This is a genomic window from Catellatospora sp. NPDC049609, from assembly GCF_040675365.1.
In the GTDB taxonomy this organism is placed as follows: Bacteria; Actinomycetota; Actinomycetes; order Mycobacteriales; family Micromonosporaceae; genus Catellatospora.
Genome location: NZ_JBFAOU010000170.1, coordinates 1 through 17668 on the forward strand (window position 1 = coordinate 1; position 17668 = coordinate 17668).

At 75.0% G+C, this 17668-nt stretch carries 18 protein-coding genes and 1 pseudogene; 6 read left to right on the top strand and 13 right to left on the bottom strand.

The genetic code is table 11. The features are described from left to right. Positions 1–4 precede the first annotated feature (4 nt). A complete protein-coding gene (locus AB0J67_RS32185) occupies positions 5–862 on the bottom strand; it encodes an AfsR/SARP family transcriptional regulator (RefSeq protein WP_363487941.1) in 858 nt (285 codons plus the stop codon). A gap of 141 nt (positions 863–1003) precedes the next feature. Here AB0J67_RS32185 and AB0J67_RS32190 point away from each other — a divergent pair, with 141 nt between their 5' ends. After that, positions 1004–1513, top strand: coding sequence for a hypothetical protein (locus AB0J67_RS32190; RefSeq protein ID WP_363487943.1), 510 nt, complete (start codon positions 1004–1006; stop codon positions 1511–1513). A gap of 68 nt (positions 1514–1581) precedes the next feature. Here AB0J67_RS32190 and AB0J67_RS32195 read toward each other — a convergent pair whose 3' ends face one another. Further along, the gene (locus AB0J67_RS32195) at positions 1582–3417 is read right to left on the bottom strand and encodes an ABC transporter ATP-binding protein (RefSeq protein WP_363487976.1); all 1836 of its coding nucleotides are present in this window, start codon (positions 3415–3417) and stop codon (positions 1582–1584) included. A gap of 180 nt (positions 3418–3597) precedes the next feature. Then, positions 3598–4437: a zf-HC2 domain-containing protein gene (locus tag AB0J67_RS32200; protein WP_363487945.1), complete on the bottom strand. Its 840-nt coding sequence runs from the start codon at positions 4435–4437 to the stop codon at positions 3598–3600. A 127-nt stretch (positions 4438–4564) separates the two neighbouring features. On the opposite strand from AB0J67_RS32200, the gene AB0J67_RS32205 reads away from it, so the two are divergent. Continuing rightward, positions 4565–5155, top strand: a complete 591-nt coding sequence (locus tag AB0J67_RS32205) for a sigma-70 family RNA polymerase sigma factor (protein ID WP_363487947.1) — start codon at positions 4565–4567, stop codon at positions 5153–5155. A gap of 101 nt (positions 5156–5256) precedes the next feature. On the opposite strand, the gene AB0J67_RS32210 is transcribed toward AB0J67_RS32205, so the two are convergent. From AB0J67_RS32210 to AB0J67_RS32235, 6 genes are all read right to left on the bottom strand, one after another. Continuing rightward, complete coding sequence (locus AB0J67_RS32210) at positions 5257–5943, bottom strand: YcnI family protein (protein ID WP_363487949.1); 687 nt, start codon at positions 5941–5943, stop codon at positions 5257–5259. A 269-nt stretch (positions 5944–6212) separates the two neighbouring features. Continuing rightward, entirely contained in the window at positions 6213–7292 is a 1080-nt protein-coding gene (locus AB0J67_RS32215) for a hypothetical protein (RefSeq protein ID WP_363487951.1), read from the bottom strand. 106 nt (positions 7293–7398) lie between these two features. Continuing rightward, the gene (locus AB0J67_RS32220) at positions 7399–7914 is read right to left on the bottom strand and encodes a GNAT family N-acetyltransferase (RefSeq protein WP_363487953.1); all 516 of its coding nucleotides are present in this window, start codon (positions 7912–7914) and stop codon (positions 7399–7401) included. Positions 7915–7976: 62 nt separating this feature from the next. Continuing rightward, complete coding sequence (locus AB0J67_RS32225; RefSeq protein WP_363487955.1) at positions 7977–8684, bottom strand: class I SAM-dependent methyltransferase; 708 nt, start codon at positions 8682–8684, stop codon at positions 7977–7979. A 24-nt stretch (positions 8685–8708) separates the two neighbouring features. Beyond that, positions 8709–9059, bottom strand: a complete 351-nt coding sequence (gene trxA, locus AB0J67_RS32230; protein WP_363487957.1) for a thioredoxin — start codon at positions 9057–9059, stop codon at positions 8709–8711. Next, positions 9023–9421, bottom strand: a complete 399-nt coding sequence (locus tag AB0J67_RS32235) for a MerR family transcriptional regulator (protein WP_363487959.1) — start codon at positions 9419–9421, stop codon at positions 9023–9025. Before AB0J67_RS32235 ends, trxA begins: the two co-directional genes overlap by 37 nt. A 243-nt stretch (positions 9422–9664) precedes the next feature. Here AB0J67_RS32235 and AB0J67_RS32240 point away from each other — a divergent pair, with 243 nt between their 5' ends. Further along, positions 9665–9943 (top strand): hypothetical protein, encoded by a 279-nt coding sequence (locus AB0J67_RS32240; protein WP_363487961.1) that lies wholly within the window; start codon positions 9665–9667, stop codon positions 9941–9943. Positions 9944–10075: 132 nt separating this feature from the next. On the opposite strand, the gene AB0J67_RS32245 is transcribed toward AB0J67_RS32240, so the two are convergent. From AB0J67_RS32245 to AB0J67_RS32260, 4 genes are all read right to left on the bottom strand, one after another. After that, complete coding sequence (locus tag AB0J67_RS32245; protein WP_363487964.1) at positions 10076–10522, bottom strand: hypothetical protein; 447 nt, start codon at positions 10520–10522, stop codon at positions 10076–10078. 72 nt (positions 10523–10594) lie between these two features. Beyond that, entirely contained in the window at positions 10595–13414 is a 2820-nt protein-coding gene (locus AB0J67_RS32250) for a CHAT domain-containing protein (RefSeq protein WP_363487966.1), read from the bottom strand. Positions 13415–13560: 146 nt separating this feature from the next. Next, the gene (locus AB0J67_RS32255) at positions 13561–13992 is read right to left on the bottom strand and encodes a hypothetical protein (protein WP_363487968.1); all 432 of its coding nucleotides are present in this window, start codon (positions 13990–13992) and stop codon (positions 13561–13563) included. Between the two features lie 82 nt (positions 13993–14074). Beyond that, on the bottom strand, positions 14075–14701 hold the full coding sequence (locus AB0J67_RS32260; RefSeq protein WP_363487970.1) for a pyridoxamine 5'-phosphate oxidase family protein: 627 nt from the start codon (positions 14699–14701) through the stop codon (positions 14075–14077). Positions 14702–15016: 315 nt separating this feature from the next. Between AB0J67_RS32260 and AB0J67_RS32265 the strand changes: the two genes are divergently transcribed. The 3 genes and pseudogenes from AB0J67_RS32265 to AB0J67_RS32275 form a co-directional block, all read left to right on the top strand. Next, positions 15017–16459, top strand: a complete 1443-nt coding sequence (locus tag AB0J67_RS32265) for a trehalose-6-phosphate synthase (protein ID WP_363487972.1) — start codon at positions 15017–15019, stop codon at positions 16457–16459. Between the two features lie 7 nt (positions 16460–16466). Then, the gene (locus AB0J67_RS32270; RefSeq protein WP_363487974.1) at positions 16467–17141 is read left to right on the top strand and encodes a response regulator transcription factor; all 675 of its coding nucleotides are present in this window, start codon (positions 16467–16469) and stop codon (positions 17139–17141) included. Beyond that, positions 17138–17668: pseudogene (locus tag AB0J67_RS32275) on the top strand (two-component sensor histidine kinase); the annotation flags it as partial. The gene AB0J67_RS32270 and the pseudogene AB0J67_RS32275, both read left to right, overlap by 4 nt.

A 17668-nucleotide genomic window follows, 5' to 3' on the forward strand; every position in this document is an offset into this window, starting at 1 on the left:
TAGCTCAGCGGCAGCCGGGACAGCTTGTGCTCCACCTGCTCGCGCAGCGTGAAGACGCGGCGAACGTCGGCCAGACCGGTGCCGGGCTCCACCGGACCTCGGCGGGAGTGACGCCGTCCAGCTCGGGGTCCTCGCGCAGCAGGGCATCGTGCAGTGCCCGCAGCGACCGCCCGGGATCCAGGCCCTGCCCCTCGGCGAGCAGGCGGCGCAGGCGGCGGTATGCCTGCAGCGCCTCCGGCTGCCGGCCGCTGCGGTACAGCGCGAGCATCACGTGGCCGTGCAGCCGCTCCCGCAGCGGATGCCGGTCAGCGAGGTCGCCGAACTCGACCAGCACGCCGCGGTGCCGCCCCAGGGCCAACTCGCACTCGATGACGTCCTCGACCGCGGTGAGACGCTGATCCTCCAGGCGGGCACGTGCCCCGTCGACGAACGCGCCGGACGCACCGGCGAGGGCGGGCCCGCTCCACACCCGCAGCGCCGAGCGCAGCATGCCGACCGCCTCGGCCGTCTGCCCAGCGGCCGCCGCGGACCGGCCGCGCTGCCACTGCGACTGGAAGTCGGCCAGATCCAGCTCGTCGGGCCGCACGCTCACGGCGTATCCGCTGCGGTCACCGTGCACCGCCTGCTCGGCGCCGTACTCTCGCAGCCAGACCCGGATGGCGTGGACCGCCGAGTGGATCTGCTTGCGTGCGGTCGGCGGAGCCGTGCCGGCCCACATCGCCTCCATGATGGCGTCCAGCGTGACGATCCGGTTGGCGTTCAGCAGCAGCAGGGCGAGCAGACCGCGCCGCTGCGAGCGCGCCAGGGACGCGGCGGCCCCGTCGTGCGCGACGGCGACCGGGCCCAGGACCACGAACCGCACGCCGACACCACCCACCAGTCTCAGGGAATACGGCTCCATCATGCGCCCCCGCCGCCGGGCTGTATATCCAACGTGGACCGACTGTGTGAGCGCTCACCTTCAGTCTGGAAAGGACGATTCGGCAACACCAAGGAGGATCACGTGCAACGGCACATCCGCACGGCGCTGGCCACCCTGCTGCTCGTCGTGGCGGCGCTGTTCGCAGCGCCGTCGCCGGCGCAGGCGGCCTGCTGGAACCTCGGCTGCAACGGCTACTACTACGACGCGGCCGGATGCACCGACGCATACCGGAAGTCGCCCATTCAGCGGGGCACCCTCGGCTCCAGGACCGAATGGTGGCTGGAGATCAAGTACAGCCCCAAGTGCGGCGCCGCGTTCGCCTATCTGCACAACCACACCGAGTACAAGGGCAACGAGTACCGCACCGAATGCCGGGCGCAGGTGTGGACGATGAACGTCGTCACCGAGCAGGAGTACGGCAACTACTACTACGAGCCGGTGGAGACCCCGACGTACAACTTCGCGTACACCAAGATGTCCGGTGACTACGGCACCAACATCAAGGCGTTCGCGAACGTGGTGTGCAACATCATCGACCACGGCAAGCAATCGGGATGGATCCACGCCACCAGCGCCATCCAGGAGAACTGATCCGTCGCCGGGCGGGACGGGGGTATGCGGCGGTGCCGCGTCCTCCCGCCCGGCGTCGCCGGCGACCGTCAGACCGGACTGGCGACCGGCTGGTCGAACTGGGTGCGGTAGAGCTCGGTGTAGCGGCCGTTGCGGGCCATGAGCTCGGTGTGCGTGCCGCGTTCGACGATCCGGCCCGCCTCGATCACCAGGATCTGGTCGGCCTGGCGGACCGTGGACAGCCGGTGCGCGATCACCACCGACGTACGCCCGGCCAGCGCCTCGCCGAGCGCCTCCTGCACCGCCGCCTCCGACGTCGAGTCCAGGTGCGCGGTCGCCTCGTCCAGCACCACCACCCGCGGCCTGGCCAGCAGCACCCGGGCGATGGTCAGCCGCTGCCGCTCGCCGCCGGACAGCCGGTAGCCGCGCTCGCCGACGACCGTGTCCAGCCCGTCGGGCAGCTCGGCGACCAGGTCGGCCAGCCGGGCCCGGCGCAGCGCGTCCCACAACTCCTCGTCGGTGGCCTCCGGCCGGGCGAGCAGCAGGTTCGACCGCACGGACTCGTGGAACAGGTGGCCGTCCTGGGTGACCATGCCGAGCGTCTCGCGGATCGTCTGCTGCGGCAGGTCGCGTACGTCCACGCCGGCCAGCCGGATCGTGCCGCCGTCGGCGTCGTACAGGCGCGGCAGCAGCTGCGCGATCGTCGACTTGCCCGCGCCGGACGAGCCGACCAGCGCGACGAGCTGCCCCGGCTCGGCCGTGAACGACACGTCGTGCAGCACCTGCGTCCCGCCGCGGGTGTCGAGCACCGCGACCTCCTCCAGCGAGGCCAGCGACACCTTGTCCGCCGACGGGTAGGCGAAGTCGACGCCGTCGAACTGGACGGACACCGGGCCGTCCGGGATCGGCTTGGGCCGCTCCGGCTCGGCGATCAGCGGCTTGAGGTCGAGGATCTCGAACACCCGCTCGAAACTCACCAGCGCGCTCATCACCTCGACGCGGGCGCTGGCCAGCGAGGTCAGCGGCGCGTACAGGCGGGCCAGCAGCAGTGCCAGCGTGACCACATCACCGGTCTCCAGGGTGCCGCGCAGCGCGAACACACCGCCCAGGCCGTAAACCAGGGCCAGCGCGAGCGAGGAGACCAGCATCAGCGCGGTCACGAACACCCACTGCACCATCGCGGTGCGCACGCCGATGTCGCGCACCCGCCGGGCCCGCGCGGCGAACTCCGCCGACTCGCGCTCCGGCCGGCCGAACAGCTTGACCAGCGTCGCGCCGGGCGCGGAGAAGCGCTCGGTCATGTTGGTGCTCATGGTGGCGTTGTGCTCGGCGGCCTCGCGCTCCAGCCGGGCCAGGCGGTTGCCCATCCGGCGGGCGGGCAGCACGAACACCGGCAGCAGCACCAGCGACAGCAGGGTGACCTGCCAGGACAGCCGGAGCATCACGACCAGGGTCAGCGCCAGCATGACCAGGTTCGACACCACCCCGGACAGGGTGTCGCTGAACGCCCGCTGGGCCCCGATCACGTCGTTGTTGAGCCGGCTGACCAGCGCGCCGGTGCGGGTGCGGGTGAAGAACGCCACCGGCATCCGCTGCACGTGGTCGAAGACCGCCGTACGCAGGTCGAGGATCAGGCCCTCACCGAGGGTCGCCGACAGCCAGCGGGTGGCCAGGCCCAGTCCGGCCTCGGCGAGCGCCAGCACGGCGATGATCGCCGCGAGCCAGACGACCGTCTCGGCGGCGCCCTTGTTGGTGATCGTGTCGATCACCCGCCCGGCGAGCACCGGCGTGGCCACCGCCAGGATCGCGCCGACCACGCTCAGCGCGAGGAAGGCGAGCAGCTGCCCGCGGTGCGGGCGGGCGAAGCCGAGGATGCGCCTGAGGGTGGCCCGGGAGAACGGCCGCCGCTCGTCCTGGGCGTTCATCGCGTGGTAGAGCGAGTTCCACGCGGCCATCTCCATGCTCATCGGGCAGTGCCTTCCCACGGGTACGGGTGCTCGGCGGCGGATCTCCCGCCGCTCGCCACCGTAGAACCTCAAGCGAGGTTGACGTCAACTCGGTTTACGACCCGAGGTCTACCGCACGGGTGGGACAGAACCGCCACCTCAGGCGGCGCGCCGGGCGCCGTCCGCACTGCGCCCGCGGCCCGCACCGACCCCTGCCTGCACCCGGCGACCGGCCGTGACCTGCGGTTCGGCGACCGCGACGCGGACCGGGAACGGGTACACCGGTGCCAGCGGGCCCTCCCCGTCGGCGTCGCCGCCGCGCAGGGACCACCCGGACGAGGGACGGCGGCGCGACGCGGGCGGGTCCTCGCCGCGGAACCGGCGCAGGTTCAGCGTCAGCAGCAGGCCGTACCCGGCGAGCACCAGGCCGTGCGACATGATCCGCTCCGCCTCGACCCGGCCCGCGAGCGCGTCGTTCGCGGTGAGCAGGCTCAGCATCACCACGAACGCGGTCATCACCGGCAGCAGCGCGGCCGGCCGGGTGCGCCGCCACGCCAGCCAGGCCAGCGCGGCGCCGACGGCGACGTTCCAGGCGGCCGACTCGTGCCACAGGTGGCCGGAGGAGACCGAGCCGACCACGGGGTGGGCGTGCCGGTCGGCGGCGGCCAGGCTGCTGATCTGCGCCACGCCGAGCAGCAGCTGGGCCAGCCCGACGGCCAGCAGCACGCCGCGCAGCGCCGCCGCCGGGTCCCACCGCCGCCGGGGCGGCACGGGGGCCGGGGCCGCCGCGAGCACCGCCGCGAGGGCGTCCTCGCCGAGCGCGGGCACCGGCAGGGCGGCGGCCGTACGCGCGAGCCGGGTCACCGACTCGGCGCGCGACAGCCACCGCGCGCACGCCGCGCAGCCGCCGACGTGCGCGTCGACCGCCTCCCGGTCGGCCGGATCGTCCTCGCCGTCCAGGCGGGCCGACAGCAGCTCGCGTACCTGCTCGCAATCCATGCCCACTCCCATGCGACACATTGTCGCCCCGACCGGCCGGTTGGTTCCCGACGGATGCTGTGACCTGCCGCGCTGTCGCACACCGGGGGGATCGCATCGACGGTCGGCTAACGCTACGCTTCCGGTCATGTCCTACGGCGGCTCCTACGGCGGCGACGACGACCGCGTCACCGCGCTGGCCCTGGCGGCCCGCGGCGGCGACCGCGGCGCCGCGGAGGCGTTCGTGGCCGCGACCCAGCGGGACGTGACCCGGTTCGTGGCGCACCTGGCCGGGCCGGCCGACGCCGACGACCTGGCGCAGGACACGTTCCTGCGGGCGATGCGCGCGCTGCCCTCGTTCGAGGGCCGCTCGTCGGCGCGCACCTGGCTGCTGGCGATCGCCCGGCACACGGTCGTGGACCACCTGCGTTCGGTGTCGCGCCGCCCGCGCGCCGCCGACCTCAGCGACTGGGCCGCCGTCGCCGATGCCGCGCATGCGGGTGCGGGCGGCCGGTTCGACGAGCAGATCCTGCTCACGCAGCTGGTCGCGGGGCTGGACCCGGACCGGCGCGAGGCGTTCGTGGCCACGCAGGTGCTCGGCCTGTCCTACGCCGAGGCCGCCGAGGTGGTCGGCTGCCCGGTGGGCACCATCCGCTCCCGGGTCGCCCGGGCCCGCGACGATCTCGCCGCCGCGCTCGCCGACGGCAGCGCCCCGCGCCGCCACCTGCGCGCCGTCTGACCCGCGCCGCGCGTACCCCTTGATCGGCTGAGTTGCCTGGCACCTGGGCGTATCTTGGGCGCGCGAAGGCCCATGTGCCAGGCAAGTCGGGTGATCTCGGCTCAGGCCGACGCGGGGCGGCGGCGCAGGGCCAGGGTCAGGGCCGCCAGGGCGACGGCGAGGGCGGCGACGCTCAGCGCGAGCGGCCACGGGTCGTCGCCTGTGGCAGCGCCGCCGGCGGGTGCGGCGACCGGGGCCGCCGACGCCTTCGGCACGACCTTGAGCACCGGTGCGGGGTGCTCGACCTCCTCGCCGGGCTCACCCTCCTCGATCCAGCGCACGATCTCGCCGCTGGAGTAGGTCTGCAGCGACTTGAACACGAGCCGGCTCACCTCGGGCACGGGGCCCGCGGACACGTCGAACTCCTGGAACTGCCCCGGCTTGATCGCCGAGGCGGCGTCCGCGGTCCAGGTGATCTTCGAGGCGACCTGGGTGATCTCCCGGTCGTGGCTCTTGATCGGAGTGGCCAGCGTGCGCTTCTCCACCACCGCCGTCCAACCCGGAGCGGGCTTGATGGAGACGCTCGCCAGCGGCGCGTCCGCGGGCAGCACCACCTCGACCTTGACCGTCGAGGCGTCGTCGCGCTCGTTCGGCACCCGGAAGGTCAGCCTCGCGTACCCGCCCGCGGTCACCTCCTTGGGATTGACCGTCACGTGCGCCGCGGCCGGCATCGCCGCCAGGCCGATCATCGCGGCCGCCGCGACGGCGACCACTCCGGCCCGCCGGCGAGCCCTCGCACCGATTCTCATCCGGACACCCCTCCGCCTCAGCGATCACGGCGTGCCTGCGGCAGGCCGGGCGGGCCGGGCAGGGCACCGCGCACCACGGGTCGCCTTCGCGGTCCCGGCGGTTCCCCCACGTATGTGTGGATCCTCACCACTTGGGCAGGAACTTTCCACCTCCCCGAGGCGACGCGCCGGACAGCTCGGCGCCGGGTCGGCGGGTCCACCCGACGTCAAGAAGGGCACCTTCCGCTGCGCATGGCGGCAAGAAGGTGCCCTTCGTTTCCTTTGCTTTGTCACCAGGTGAGGCGGGCGTAGCCGTCGGCGCCGGGCAGGCCCGCGGTGCCGGGGCGGGAGGCGCCGCCGGCGGCACCGCCTTCGGCGGCGAGGCTGCGGTGGTAACCGCCGCGGCCGCCGTTGCCGCCACGGCCGCCGGCACCGCCGGCACCGCCCGCGCCACCCGTGCCGTGCTCGGCGTCGGGGGCCGTGCCGCCCGCGCCGCCGGTGCCGGTGGTGGTCGCGCCGGTGCCGCCCGTGCCGCCGGTGCCGTTGGAGGCGCCGTCGGCTCCGGAGCCGCCCGCCGCGCCGTCCGCGCCGGGCTTGCCCGCGTCGCCGTCCACGCCGTCCTCGGCGGTGCACAGGCTCTCCGTCGGCACGGCCAGAACACCGCCGGTGCCGCCGTCACCGGGGGCGGTGCTGCCCAGGCCGCCGGGGCGGGTCGTGCCGGGACGGCTGGCCGTGGCGTCCATGCCGCCGGGGCCGCCGTTGGAGAACTCCGGGCCGCCCCGGCCACCGCCGCCGCCCGCGGCCCGGGTCAGCACCAGCGGCACGCCGTTGAGCAGCACGTTCACCTCGCTGACCGCGCCGTCGGCTCCGTCGGCGCCCGCTGCGGAGGCCTGACCCGGATTGCCGTTGCCGCCCGGTGAGCTGGCTGCGCCACCGGTCGCGGCCGCCGCGCCCCGGCCGCCGCCGCCGCCCCGGCCGACCACGATGGACAGCTGGGTGGCGGCCAGGTCGGCGGGCAGCTCGCAGCGCACGTACTGGCCGGAGCCGCCGGAGCCGCCGCCCGCGCCGCCGCCGCCCGAGCTGCCCCCGGCGCCGCCGCCTCCGCCGCGGCCGAACAGGGACCTGCCCCCGCCGCCACCGCCACCGCCCGCACCGCCGGCGTTGCCACCGCCGCCGCCCCCGCCGGCACCCCACAGCTCCAGCGTCACCGCCACGCCGGACGGCAGGTCGAACGTGTACGTGCCCGCCGATGTGTAGAGCTGCTCCCCCGCCGCGCGGGCGCTCCACGCCGCGGTGCCGCCCAGCGGCACGGCCAGAGCCCCGGCGAGCAGTGCCGCGGCGACCGCGACCACCCGATCCGACTTTTTCACCAGATGTCACCTTTCCTGAGGATCGGCAAGATCCTACGGAGCAGGCATCGACATCTCCGGTATCGCCACACCCGTGACCTGGGAAAACGCGGGGGCTGACGGCGGGTCAGGAGGAGGTGAAGCGGGGCGAGGCGGCGAGCCGGGCGTACGTGACCATCAGCGGGCGCAGCCCGCGCCGCTCGTAGACGCGCGCGGCGGCGTGGTTGTCGGCGAGCGTGGAGATGTAGAGGTCGCCGATGCCCAGCTCGGACAGGCGCGCGTCGACGGCGTCGAGCAGCCGGGTGCCGACGCCCCGGCCGCGATGGCTCGCCGCCACCGACAGCGTCTCCAGCTCGGCGATCCGGCCGCCGGACACCCACGTGTCGTCCGGCCCGTCGAAGACGTGCGTGAAGGCGTACCCGACGAGCGCCGGGCCGTCCTCGGCCAGCAGGATGAACGAGCCCGGCTCGGCGATCCAGCGCCGGTACAGGTCGCGGCGCAGCGGCCAGGACCGCTCGTCGCCGAACATGACCAGCTCCGGCGCGATCCGGCGGTGGTGCTCGTGCAGGGCCAGCCACAGCGGCTCCAGCGCGTCGATCGCCTCCGCGCCGGCCAGGCGCACGGTCACCCCGGTGTCGCTCACGAAGATCACGCTACCGAAACACTCCCGCCCCGGCGGAAGAAGCGCAGCCGCCCGGCATCCGGCTAACACCTGCGGGCGACGACGATGTCGGGATCGTCGGTGGCGTCCGCGGTGAAGCCCGCCGCGGCCAGCTCCGCGTCGAACTCGGCCGCGGTGGCCAGATGGCCGTCGAACGCCTCGGCGGCCGTGCGGACCAGCGCGCCGTCGCGGCTGACCCGGTAGTCGAAGCGCCAGCGCACGGCGCGCGGGCCGACGCGTTCGGTGGTCACCTCGCCGCTGTACAGATCCCCGCCGACCGGCCAGGAGGGCAGGTCACGGCGCGAGTCCGCGGCCTCGGTCGGCGGGCGCTGCACCACCAGCCGACCGCCCGGCACCAGCGCGTCGGCCAGCGCCGCCAGGGCCGCCGCGCGGTCGGCGGCGGGCAGGCCCGCCATGGTGTTCAGGCACCAGCCGAAGTCGGCGACGCCGCGCAGGCCGAGCTCCTGCACCGGGCGGGCGTGCACCCGGATCCGGGCCGCCGGGTCCGGATGCTCGGCGAGCCGGCTGAGCAGCACGGCCCGCATGGCCGCGGCCGGCTCGACCGCGTGCACCACGACGGGGCAGCGGCGGGCCAGCACCATCACGTCCAAACCGGTGCCCGCGCCGACGTCCAGCACGCCGACCTCGGGCGCGCCGAGCCAGCGGTCCAGCAGGCGGCCGGTCAGCCGCCGGTGCTCGACCGCCTGCAGCAGGTCGTAGAACTCGGCGGTGACCGCGTACCCCTGGCTCATCAGCCGATCATGTCAAAGCGCAGGTCACGGGGTGGCGTGCCGCTCCAGGAACTCGCGCAGGGCGGCCTTGGGCCGGGCGCCGACCGACGAGGCGACGACCTCGCCGCCGCGGAACACCAGCAGGGTGGGCATGGACAGCACCCGGTACGCGCGAGCGGTGGCCGGGTTGGCGTCGGCGTCGAGCGCGGCCACCGTGATCCGGTCGGCGAACTCCTCGGCCAGCTCGGCCAGCGTCCGCGAGATGGCCTTGCAGGGCGGGCACCACTCGGCCCACACGTCGACCAGCACCGGCCGGTCGGCGCGCAGCACCAGCTCGGCGAACGTGTCGTCGGTGACGGTCAGGACCGCGGCAGCGGACTGGATCTTCTCGGACATGCCTTCTCCCGTCGGGCGATCGCCTGGGTGAGCTGGGCGTGCAGCTGCTCGCGCACCTCGCCGAGCCGGCCGAGATACGCGTCGACCTCGGCGAGCTTGCGCCGCAGCACGGCGACCGAGTCGGGGCAGACGCCGCCGGACTCGTGGCCCGCCCGCAGGCACGCCACGAACGGGCGGATGTCGTCCAGGTCGAACCCGATCGCGAGCAGCTCCCGGATCTCGCGGACGACGCGCAGCTCCGCCTCGTCGAACGCCCGGTAGCCGTTGGCGGCCCGCTGCGAGCGGACCAGCCCGTGCTCCTCGTAGTAGCGCAGCGTCCGGGCGCTCGTGCCGGCACGTCGTGCGAGCTCGCCGATGCGCATCCGTCCTCCTCACCCGCCTGTCCCGGACCACGCTAAACATTGCCGCCGGTGTCAGGGCAAGCGTGGGCCCGGTCACGCCCGGCCCGCGGTGCGCTGCCGCCGGTGCACCCCCGGGCGCGGAGCCTGGCGCACGGGTACGTCACAGAGCGCGACCTGCCGGGAACAAACAACCGTCATCGGTGTTTGTCGTTGGTGCGGGTGGGGATATCGACCGCGGCGACGGACTCGGGGAGGGGCGGGCGCATGGCGGCATCGGAGGTGGTGCTCGGCGGGGTGCTGGCGGGCGCGTACGTCATGCTGCTGGTGCTGCGCCGCCGCGCCGCGCGCCTGCGCGCCGAGACGGGTGGACGGGTCCGTGCCGGCCGGGCGCTCGCCCGCGGCGTCCGCCACCAGGTGCGGGTGCTGCGCACCGGCCTGCGCCGCCACGCCACCGGCACGCTGCGGCGCCGCCCGGCCCGCCCCGCCCGGCGCACCCTGCGGCGGCTGCCGGTCCGCCCCGCCAACCGCAACGCCCTCGCCTGACCGGCTCCCCCGAACGAACCTGACCGGATTCCTCGATCGAGGCTCCGGCCCTGCCGCCGGAGCAGCGTGGCCGGAGCCTCGATCAGGTATGCCGCGTGCCTCCGCCGAACGGCGCGGCGCGGGACGGCCCGCTCAGGGCTGGTTGCGGGTGACCGTGGCCCGGTCGCCGACGGCCTCGCGTACGGCCGTCAGCAGGTCCACCGGCTCCTGGCCGGTCAGCGTGCCGACCACGCTGTTGATCGATTCGAGGACCTGGCCCAGCACGCCCCGCGGCTCGTGCACCTCGACCCGGACCGTGCCGTCCTCCGAACGGATCATGACCAGGCCGTACTGCAGGCCCTTGTCGCGGTAGGCCGGTTGGGGGGCGTCCTTGCGCAGGTCGATCACCTGCCCGCCCCTGCGCCGCTCGAACTCGTGCATCACCGCGCCGACGGCCAGCGCGCCGCCGATGAGCACGGCGATGGTGATCGGCTCACCGCGGTCGCCCTCGCGCAGCAGCTGCACGTCGTGCTCTTCGGCCAGCGCGGTCAGCTCCGCGAGTTCGTCGTCGGACAGGTCTTCCAGGACCAGCCTGCTCACAGGGGATCTTCTCCAAGGGTCGTCGGTACGCCGCACCGGCCCGGCCCCCGTGCGGCCCGGTGCGATGGTGGGTCAGGTGTAGAGCGCCAGCGGCATGAACTCGATCCAGTCGCCGTCGGCCGCGGTCGCACGGTAGTGCTCGTGCAGCGCGCGCACCACGTCGAACACGCCGTCGCCGGCGGCGGCCACCCGGCTCTGGGCCAGCAGGTGCCGCCCGGTCTCGGCCATCGCGTAGTCGAGCACCCGCCACAGCGGCAGGGCCAGCGCACCGGCCCCCGCCGCGATGAACGAGCGCACGAAGCCGACCACGTCGCCGCCGGACGTCTGCGCGCCCTGCCCGGCCAGGCACGCGCCGAGGACGGTCAGCCGGTTGCCGGTCAGCCGCAGCCGCAGCGCCACGTCGAACGGGGTGAGCCGGTCCGGCCGACCCTGCCGGTCGTTGATCTGCAGGAACGGCCCCAACTCGCCGTACTCGGCGAGATACCGGCCGTGGCCGGCGTAGACGAAGAACTCCGGTCGCAGCCGGACCGCGGCGGCCAGGCCGTCCCAGTCCGCCTCGTGGCGGCGGACGTCCACGCCCAGCCCCTTCGGCAGGCGGCCCGCGACCAGCATCCGGTGCTCGGGCCAGCCGGTGCCGACCAGCTCCCGGCCGCTGATGACCGGGTCGTCGACCACCATCGCGGCCAGGTCGTCACCGGCGCCGACGCGCTGGCGGCGCAGCAGGTAGCGGCCCCGGGTCACGAACGCCGTCACGCTGACCGACAGCGACAGCGGCACCTGCGCGCCCAGCGGCAGCGAGCCCTCGGCGTACCCGTCGGGGGAGGCGATGTGGAACGGCACCGAGAACAGCCCGTCGGTCGGGACCACGACGAGGTGGTCCAGCCGCGCCGGATCGCCCAGCTCGGCCCACAGCGGCTCGATCAGCAGCCGCCAGATCCGGCGGCTGTGCTCCTCGCGCGGCGACCTGACCGAGGCCAGCTCGCCGATCAGCTCCTGCACCGGCGCGTACGGTCCGCACACGACCGGGCGGCGCAGCCCGTCGCGGATGACGAACGCGGCCAGCGTCTGGCCCGCGCCCTGCCCGTAGGTGAAGTAGCGGACCAGGGCCGTGCCCGGATGATTGATGACGAACATCTCCGCCCGCCGGGCCACGTCGGGGTCGTGCGGCGCGGCCTCCAGCGGCCGCCGCAGGAACTGCTCCTCGAAGCGGCTCTCCCGCTCCATCAGCGCGACCCGGTCCGCCTCGACGGCCACCGGGTCGGCGGCCCGGCGCAGCCCGCCGCGCCGCCCGCCCCGCGTCCCGCCGACCTCGGCATCGTCGGCAGCAGCATCGTCGATACCGACGACGGCGGTCTCCGGGTCAGCGGTCACGACGTCCGGCGTCTCGGCGCCGCGGCGATCGAGTCCCGCCGGCGCGGCCTGTGCCGCGGGAGCTTCGCCGGGCGCGGTCCGGTCGGCGCTCCCCTCGCCGGACCCGCCGTCGGCGGCCGGGCCGGACTCCCCCTCCGTCAGGTCGAGCTGTGGCAGGGCCGCGGTCGACATGAGGTCGAGCAGCTCGCGGCCGGACGACTCCTCGACCAGCGAGAAGATCTCCTCGTGGTGCTCGCGGTCGCCGAGTCCCGCCGCCAGCTCACCCACCAGGTGCGCGATGCGGCGCGCGTACACCGGCCGCACCGCGCCGCCGTAGGCGCGCTTGTACGCCGGCAGCGCGATGACCTGCCGCACCGAGCGGGCCATCTCCAGCTCCCGCCCGGCCGCGTCGGCGCGGGCCGTCCGGCCCTCCTCGGTGTCGGGCAGGGTCGCCGCGACGCCCTGGTAGCAGGCCACGGTGAACGAGCGCAGATCGATGTCGAGCCCGGCGGCGCCGCCGGTGGCCGCGGCCTCCTCGGCCAGCTCGGCGAGCAGCGCGGCCAGCTCCTGCGCGCCCTCGAAGCCACCGCGGCGGCGGGCCAGCTGCTGCTGGGCGATCCGGCGCCCGCGGGCCCACCGCAGGTGGAGCACCCGGCGGTAGAGCTCGTCCGACTCGGCCGGGTCGCGGTGCAGCGCCACGTGGTGCGCGCCGACGAGGATCGCCTGGTGGTTCAGCGACTGCGCCTGCCGGTAGCTGTCGCCGAGCGCGTCCGAGACCGCCAGCGAGCGCCGCGAGCGGCCGAGCGCGCCCACCGGCTGCTTGTCGTGGTGCAGCGCGAACGACAGGTTGTGCAGCACGTTGGAGTAGCCGCGCAGGAACTCGCGCCAGCGGCGGTCCAGCGGCAGCGCGGTGCCGTCGCGCGGCACGCCCTGCTCGTCGGCGGTGCGCTCGCAGCAGGCCGCCTCGGCGAGCATGTCCGCGATGACCGCGGCGGTGCGCTGCGCCATCACCTCGGGTGCGGCCTGGCGGGCCTCCTCCAGCCGGGCGCGCAGCACGTTGGAGCGCAGGTCCGGCAGGCACCACCACAGGTCGTGCCGCTCGGCGAGCTCCAGCGCGGTGGTGAAGTGCATGCGGCCGCGGGCGTGGCTGCCGCTGCGGTAGAGGATGCGGCCCGCGCCGTCGTTCCAGCGGGCGGCCGCGTACGCCGGGAACCGGTCCTCATCGGACGGGTCGAGCAGGTCGGCGAGGCGGGCCGCGTCGCCGCGCGACTCGTCGACCAGGGCCAGGCCGTGCCGGAGGTCGAGCTCGACGTCGGCGCGCACGATCTCGCACCAGTAGGCCCCGACCCGGCGCGCCAGCCGGCCCGCGCCCGCACCGGGCACCGGGCGGAACGCCTGCTTCAGCTGGAGCACGCCACTGACCAGGCCGTGCCGGAAGGGCACGTCGTAGTCGACGTCGTACACCTGGACCAGGTCGCGCACGTGCAGGCTCGCCACGATGCGGGCGATCTCCCCCACCGGGTCCGTGCCGTCAGTGTCCACCCACGCCTCCCCTACGGCCCCGTGCCGCCGACGCTAACACCGCCCCGACCAGCGGTGTTCCCTCGCGTGGAGGACGGTGGCGGGGCCGACCGTCCACATTGCGCAGACTACGCGGCGGCCCCCGGCGACCGCGCGGAGGGGCGGTGTCACTGCTGGGGCGGGCGCGGCCGCGGGATGGGCTGCAGGAACGTCTGACGGTGGTTGCGCAGCACCTCCGGGACGAGCCAGGCGGCGCCGCTGACCAAGACGGTCAGCATGAGCAGCACCGACAGCGACGGCAGGCCGGACAGCACGACCGCCAGCGCCCCGGCGACCAGGTAGACCACGACGGCGCCGAAGCGCCGCTGCCGGATCACGGCCGGCTCGCCGTGCTCGGCGATCCACCAGCCGGGCGGCACGGCCCGGCGCCGGTGGATCTCCAGCTGCAGCGCCTTGCTGGCCGCCTCCCAGACGGCACGGCGGTAGTCGTAGTCCTCGGCGTCGAAGTCGGTCGGGAAGCGCCGGCGCAGCACGGTGAGCCGGACGAACAGCGTCTCGTCGGGCACGCGACGGAGGTCGTGCAGTGGTACTCCGGACATGTCGGATACCTCCCGATCTGCGGATCGGGATCGACGCTACCGTCGCACCGCTACCACCGGGATCACCCGCCGGAGGTACGCCTCAGCGGTAGATGCCCTCGGCGTACTGCGGGCCGTAGTAGCTCTCCAGCTCCGCCAGCGACCGCTCCGGGCGCTCCAGCGTGCGGACGATCTGCGCCCGCGACGGCGCCGCGTCGGGCCGCCAGCCCTCGTGCTGCCACAGCGCCGCCCGCAGGAACGCCTTCGAGCAGTGGTAGAAGACCTCCTGCACGTCCACGACGAGCGCCAGCGCCGGCCGGTGTCCCTTGACGACCATGCGGTCGAAGTACGGCGCGTCGGTGACCAGCTCGGCCCGGCCGTTGATGCGCAGCGTGTCGGTCCGGCCCGGGAGCAGGTAGAGCAGCCCGACGTGCGGGTTGGACAGGATGTTGAAGAACCCGTCGGCGCGGCGGTTGCCCGGCCGCTCCGGGATCGCGATCGTGGTGTCGTCGAGCACCAGCGTGAACCCGGCCGGGTCGCCCTTGGGCGACACGTCGCAGGTGCCGTCCGCGGCGGACGTCGCGACCAGGCAGAACGGCGACGCGGCCAGCCAGGCGCGGTCGTGCTCGTGCAGGCTGGTGCGGGTCTTGGCCGCCGCCGCGGCGGTCGGCTCGCCCAGCAGCTCCCGCAGCTGCTCCGGCGAGGTGATGCGCTGTGCCGCATCCGTCATGGCGGCGCCTCCCCTTCGGTGCCCTGTGCCGGGTCAGCGTATCCCGACGGTCCGGCGGCCGGCGGGGGCGCCGATCACCGGAATGTCCGACAGGCGGGTGGTTCTGTCATACAACTGTCATGAATCCGCCGGATTACCGCCGTACGGCCGGGGAATCCTCAGATCCCAGCCACGGGAGGTGACGGTGGACGACGCGGTCCCTACGGGTGCGGGCACGGTGCCAGCCGTGCCACTGGTCGAGGTGCGGGGGCACGGCCACCTCGACGTTCGGATGCCGTCGCCGTCCGGCGACCGCTCGCCGGGCCGGGTGACGCCATGATCCGCGGCCGCCGGTACGGGCTGATCGTGGCAGCCGACCGCCTGCCCCCGGCCGACCCCGACGACGCGCGCGAGTCCGTGGACGCCGCGCTGGCGTCGCTGCGCCCGCTGGTCGCGGCGCAGTCCGGGGCCTGGGCGCCGGCCGGCGGCGAGTCCGGCGGCGACGGGGTCATCGGCGTCGCGCCACCGGCCGGCGCGGACGCCGCGGCGCTGGGCGCGCGCCTGCTGCACTCCCTCGACCATCACCGGCCCGCGGATTTCCCGGCCGGCTGGTTCGACAGCTACCTGTCGGTCAACCGCCGGGTGGCCGCCGCCGTGGCCGCGTCGGCATCGGGCGCCGCGACCGTGTGGGTGCACGGCCACCAGCTCCAGCTGCTGCCGCGCATGCTGCGGCGGCTGCGCCCCGACCTCACCGTGGCGATGCACCTGCACTGCGCGTTCCCGCCCGCCGAGACCTACGCCCGCCTGCCCGAGCACCGGGCGCTGCTGTCCGGCCTGCTCGGCGCCGACGTGATCGCGCTGCCGCACCACCGCGCCGTGGACAACCTGCTCGACCTGGCCGGGCGGGTGCACGGGCTGCCGGTGCGCGACGGCCGCATCGCCGCCGGGCACCGCGGCGTACGGGTCATCGCCTACCCCCTGCCCGCCGACACCGCGGCGGCCCGGCGGCTGGCCGCGCTGCCACAGCTGCGCGCCGGGGCGGCCCGCCTGCGGGCGGCGCTGCGGGTGACCGGACCCGTGCTGCTGTCGGTGGCCGGCTGGGACCCCGCCGACGCCGTCGAGCAGCGCCTGGACGCGTTCGAGCGGTTCCTCGCGCAGCACCGCCCCGCCCCGGGCACCGTCGCGCTGCTGCACGTCGCGTGCGGCGAGCCGCGTACGCCCGCCGAGCACGGCCAGCGCGAGCGCGTGGAGCGGCTCATCGCGAAGATCAACGGCAGTCACGCCAGCGTCGGGCAGGCCGTCGTCCACTACGTACGCAGCGACCCCGACCGGCGCGACCTCGTCGCGCTCTACCTGGCCTGCGACGGGATGCTGGCCACCCCGACCCATCACGGCGCCGTCGCCGCGGCGCACGAGTTCGTCGCGGCCCGCGGCGAGCTCGGCGCGACGGTCGTGGCCAGCGAGTCGAGCAGCACCGCGGCCGCGCTGCCCGGCGCGATCGTGGTCAACCCGCACGACGCGATCGCCTTCGCCGCGGCCGTCGCCCGCGCCGCCGGGGTGGGCGGCCCGCCGCCCCCGGCCCGTGACGCGGACGCGCCCCCCGCCCCGGAGGTCTGGGCACGACGGCTGCTCACCGCCGTGCAGGCGCGTGCCGCCGCGACACCGGCGCCGCGCGGCGTCCGGACCCGGCGCCTGCCCGCGGCACCCGGGCACACCCGGCCCGGCGGGTACGCGGCCGGCTGGGCACCACTGGCCGCGCGGCGCGCCGCCGGGCGATGATGCGGGGATGGTTGCCGTACTGGTCATCGAAGACGACGACCGGATCCGCCTGTCGCTGACCCTGGCCCTGGAGGACGAGGGATACACGGTCCACGCCGCGGCAACCGCCGAGGAGGGGCTGCTGCGCCAGCGGCGCGAGCCCGCCGACACGGTGCTGGTGGACCTGATGCTGCCCGGCATCGACGGCTTCGAGTGCATCCGCGAGCTGCGCCGCCACGACGACGTGCCGATCGTCGTGGTCAGCGCGCGCGACGACACGCACGACATCGTGGCCGCGCTGGAGGCCGGCGCCGACGACTACGTGGTCAAGCCCGTCGCCACCAAGGAGCTGACCGCCCGGCTGCGGGCGCTGCGCCGCCGGGCGCGGGCCGCCACCGCCGGGCCGCGCGCGACCGCGGTCGGCGACCTGGAGGTCCGGCCGCAGGCGGGCGAGGTGCTGCTGCGCGGGCAGCCGCTGGCGCTGACCCGCACCGAGTTCCGCCTGCTGTGCGAGCTGGCCGAGCACGCGGGCCAGGTGCTGTCCCGCCAGCAGCTGCTGGAGCGGGTGTGGGAGTACGACTTCGGCGACGAGCGCCTGGTCGACGTCCACATCGGGCGGCTGCGGCAGAAGGTGGAGGACGATCCGGGCACGCCGGCCAGGCTGGTGACGGTCCGTGGCCTCGGCTACAAGCTGCAGCGATGATCCGGCGGCCGGGGCTGCGGGCACGGGTCACCGCGGGCTTCGCGGTGGGGGCGCTCGGCGCCTCGACCGTCATGGGCGTGCTGTCCTACCAGCTCACCGAGCGGTTCCTGCTGGCCGAGCGGGAGAGCTCCGCGGTCCGGGCCGTCGCGCTGGACGCCAACATCGTGGCGGCCGGCCTGGACGCCGAGCCGCCCGACGCGCTGGCCGTGCTCAGCTCGCTGGACACCGGCCCCAACCGGCGGGCGCTGATCCGCCGCGACGGCCGCTGGTTCTCCAGCAAGGCCGACACCGCCAACACCATCGAGGACATCCCCGCCGAGCTGGTGAGCCTGGTCGAGCAGGGCCGCCCGGCGATCCAGCGGATCGAGGTCGCGGGCACTCCCGCCATGGTCATCGCGATGCCGCTGGACGGCGGGGCGTACCTCTACGAGGTGGACTTCATGCGCGAGCTGGACCGGTCGCTGAAGGACCCAGGAGTTGTCGCGACAACTCCGGGAGATCGGAAGTGCGTCGGGGAGGGGAAGAGG

Bases quoted from the DNA above. Each gene is read 5' to 3' on its own strand.
- trxA (WP_363487957.1), bottom strand. From the start codon at position 9,059: ATGTCCGAGAAGATCCAGTCCGCTGCCGCGGTCCTGACCGTCACCGAC.
- AB0J67_RS32240 (WP_363487961.1), top strand. From the start codon at position 9,665: ATGGCGGCATCGGAGGTGGTGCTCGGCGGGGTGCTGGCGGGCGCGTAC.
- AB0J67_RS32225 (WP_363487955.1), bottom strand. From the start codon at position 8,684: ATGAGCCAGGGGTACGCGGTCACCGCCGAGTTCTACGACCTGCTGCAG.
- AB0J67_RS32270 (WP_363487974.1), top strand. From the start codon at position 16,467: ATGGTTGCCGTACTGGTCATCGAAGACGACGACCGGATCCGCCTGTCG.
- AB0J67_RS32210 (WP_363487949.1), bottom strand. From the start codon at position 5,943: ATGAGAATCGGTGCGAGGGCTCGCCGGCGGGCCGGAGTGGTCGCCGTC.
- AB0J67_RS32195 (WP_363487976.1), bottom strand. From the start codon at position 3,417: ATGAACGCCCAGGACGAGCGGCGGCCGTTCTCCCGGGCCACCCTCAGG.
- AB0J67_RS32235 (WP_363487959.1), bottom strand. From the start codon at position 9,421: ATGCGCATCGGCGAGCTCGCACGACGTGCCGGCACGAGCGCCCGGACG.
- AB0J67_RS32260 (WP_363487970.1), bottom strand. From the start codon at position 14,701: ATGACGGATGCGGCACAGCGCATCACCTCGCCGGAGCAGCTGCGGGAG.
- AB0J67_RS32205 (WP_363487947.1), top strand. From the start codon at position 4,565: ATGTCCTACGGCGGCTCCTACGGCGGCGACGACGACCGCGTCACCGCG.
- AB0J67_RS32200 (WP_363487945.1), bottom strand. From the start codon at position 4,437: ATGGATTGCGAGCAGGTACGCGAGCTGCTGTCGGCCCGCCTGGACGGC.
- AB0J67_RS32255 (WP_363487968.1), bottom strand. From the start codon at position 13,992: ATGTCCGGAGTACCACTGCACGACCTCCGTCGCGTGCCCGACGAGACG.
- AB0J67_RS32265 (WP_363487972.1), top strand. From the start codon at position 15,017: ATGATCCGCGGCCGCCGGTACGGGCTGATCGTGGCAGCCGACCGCCTG.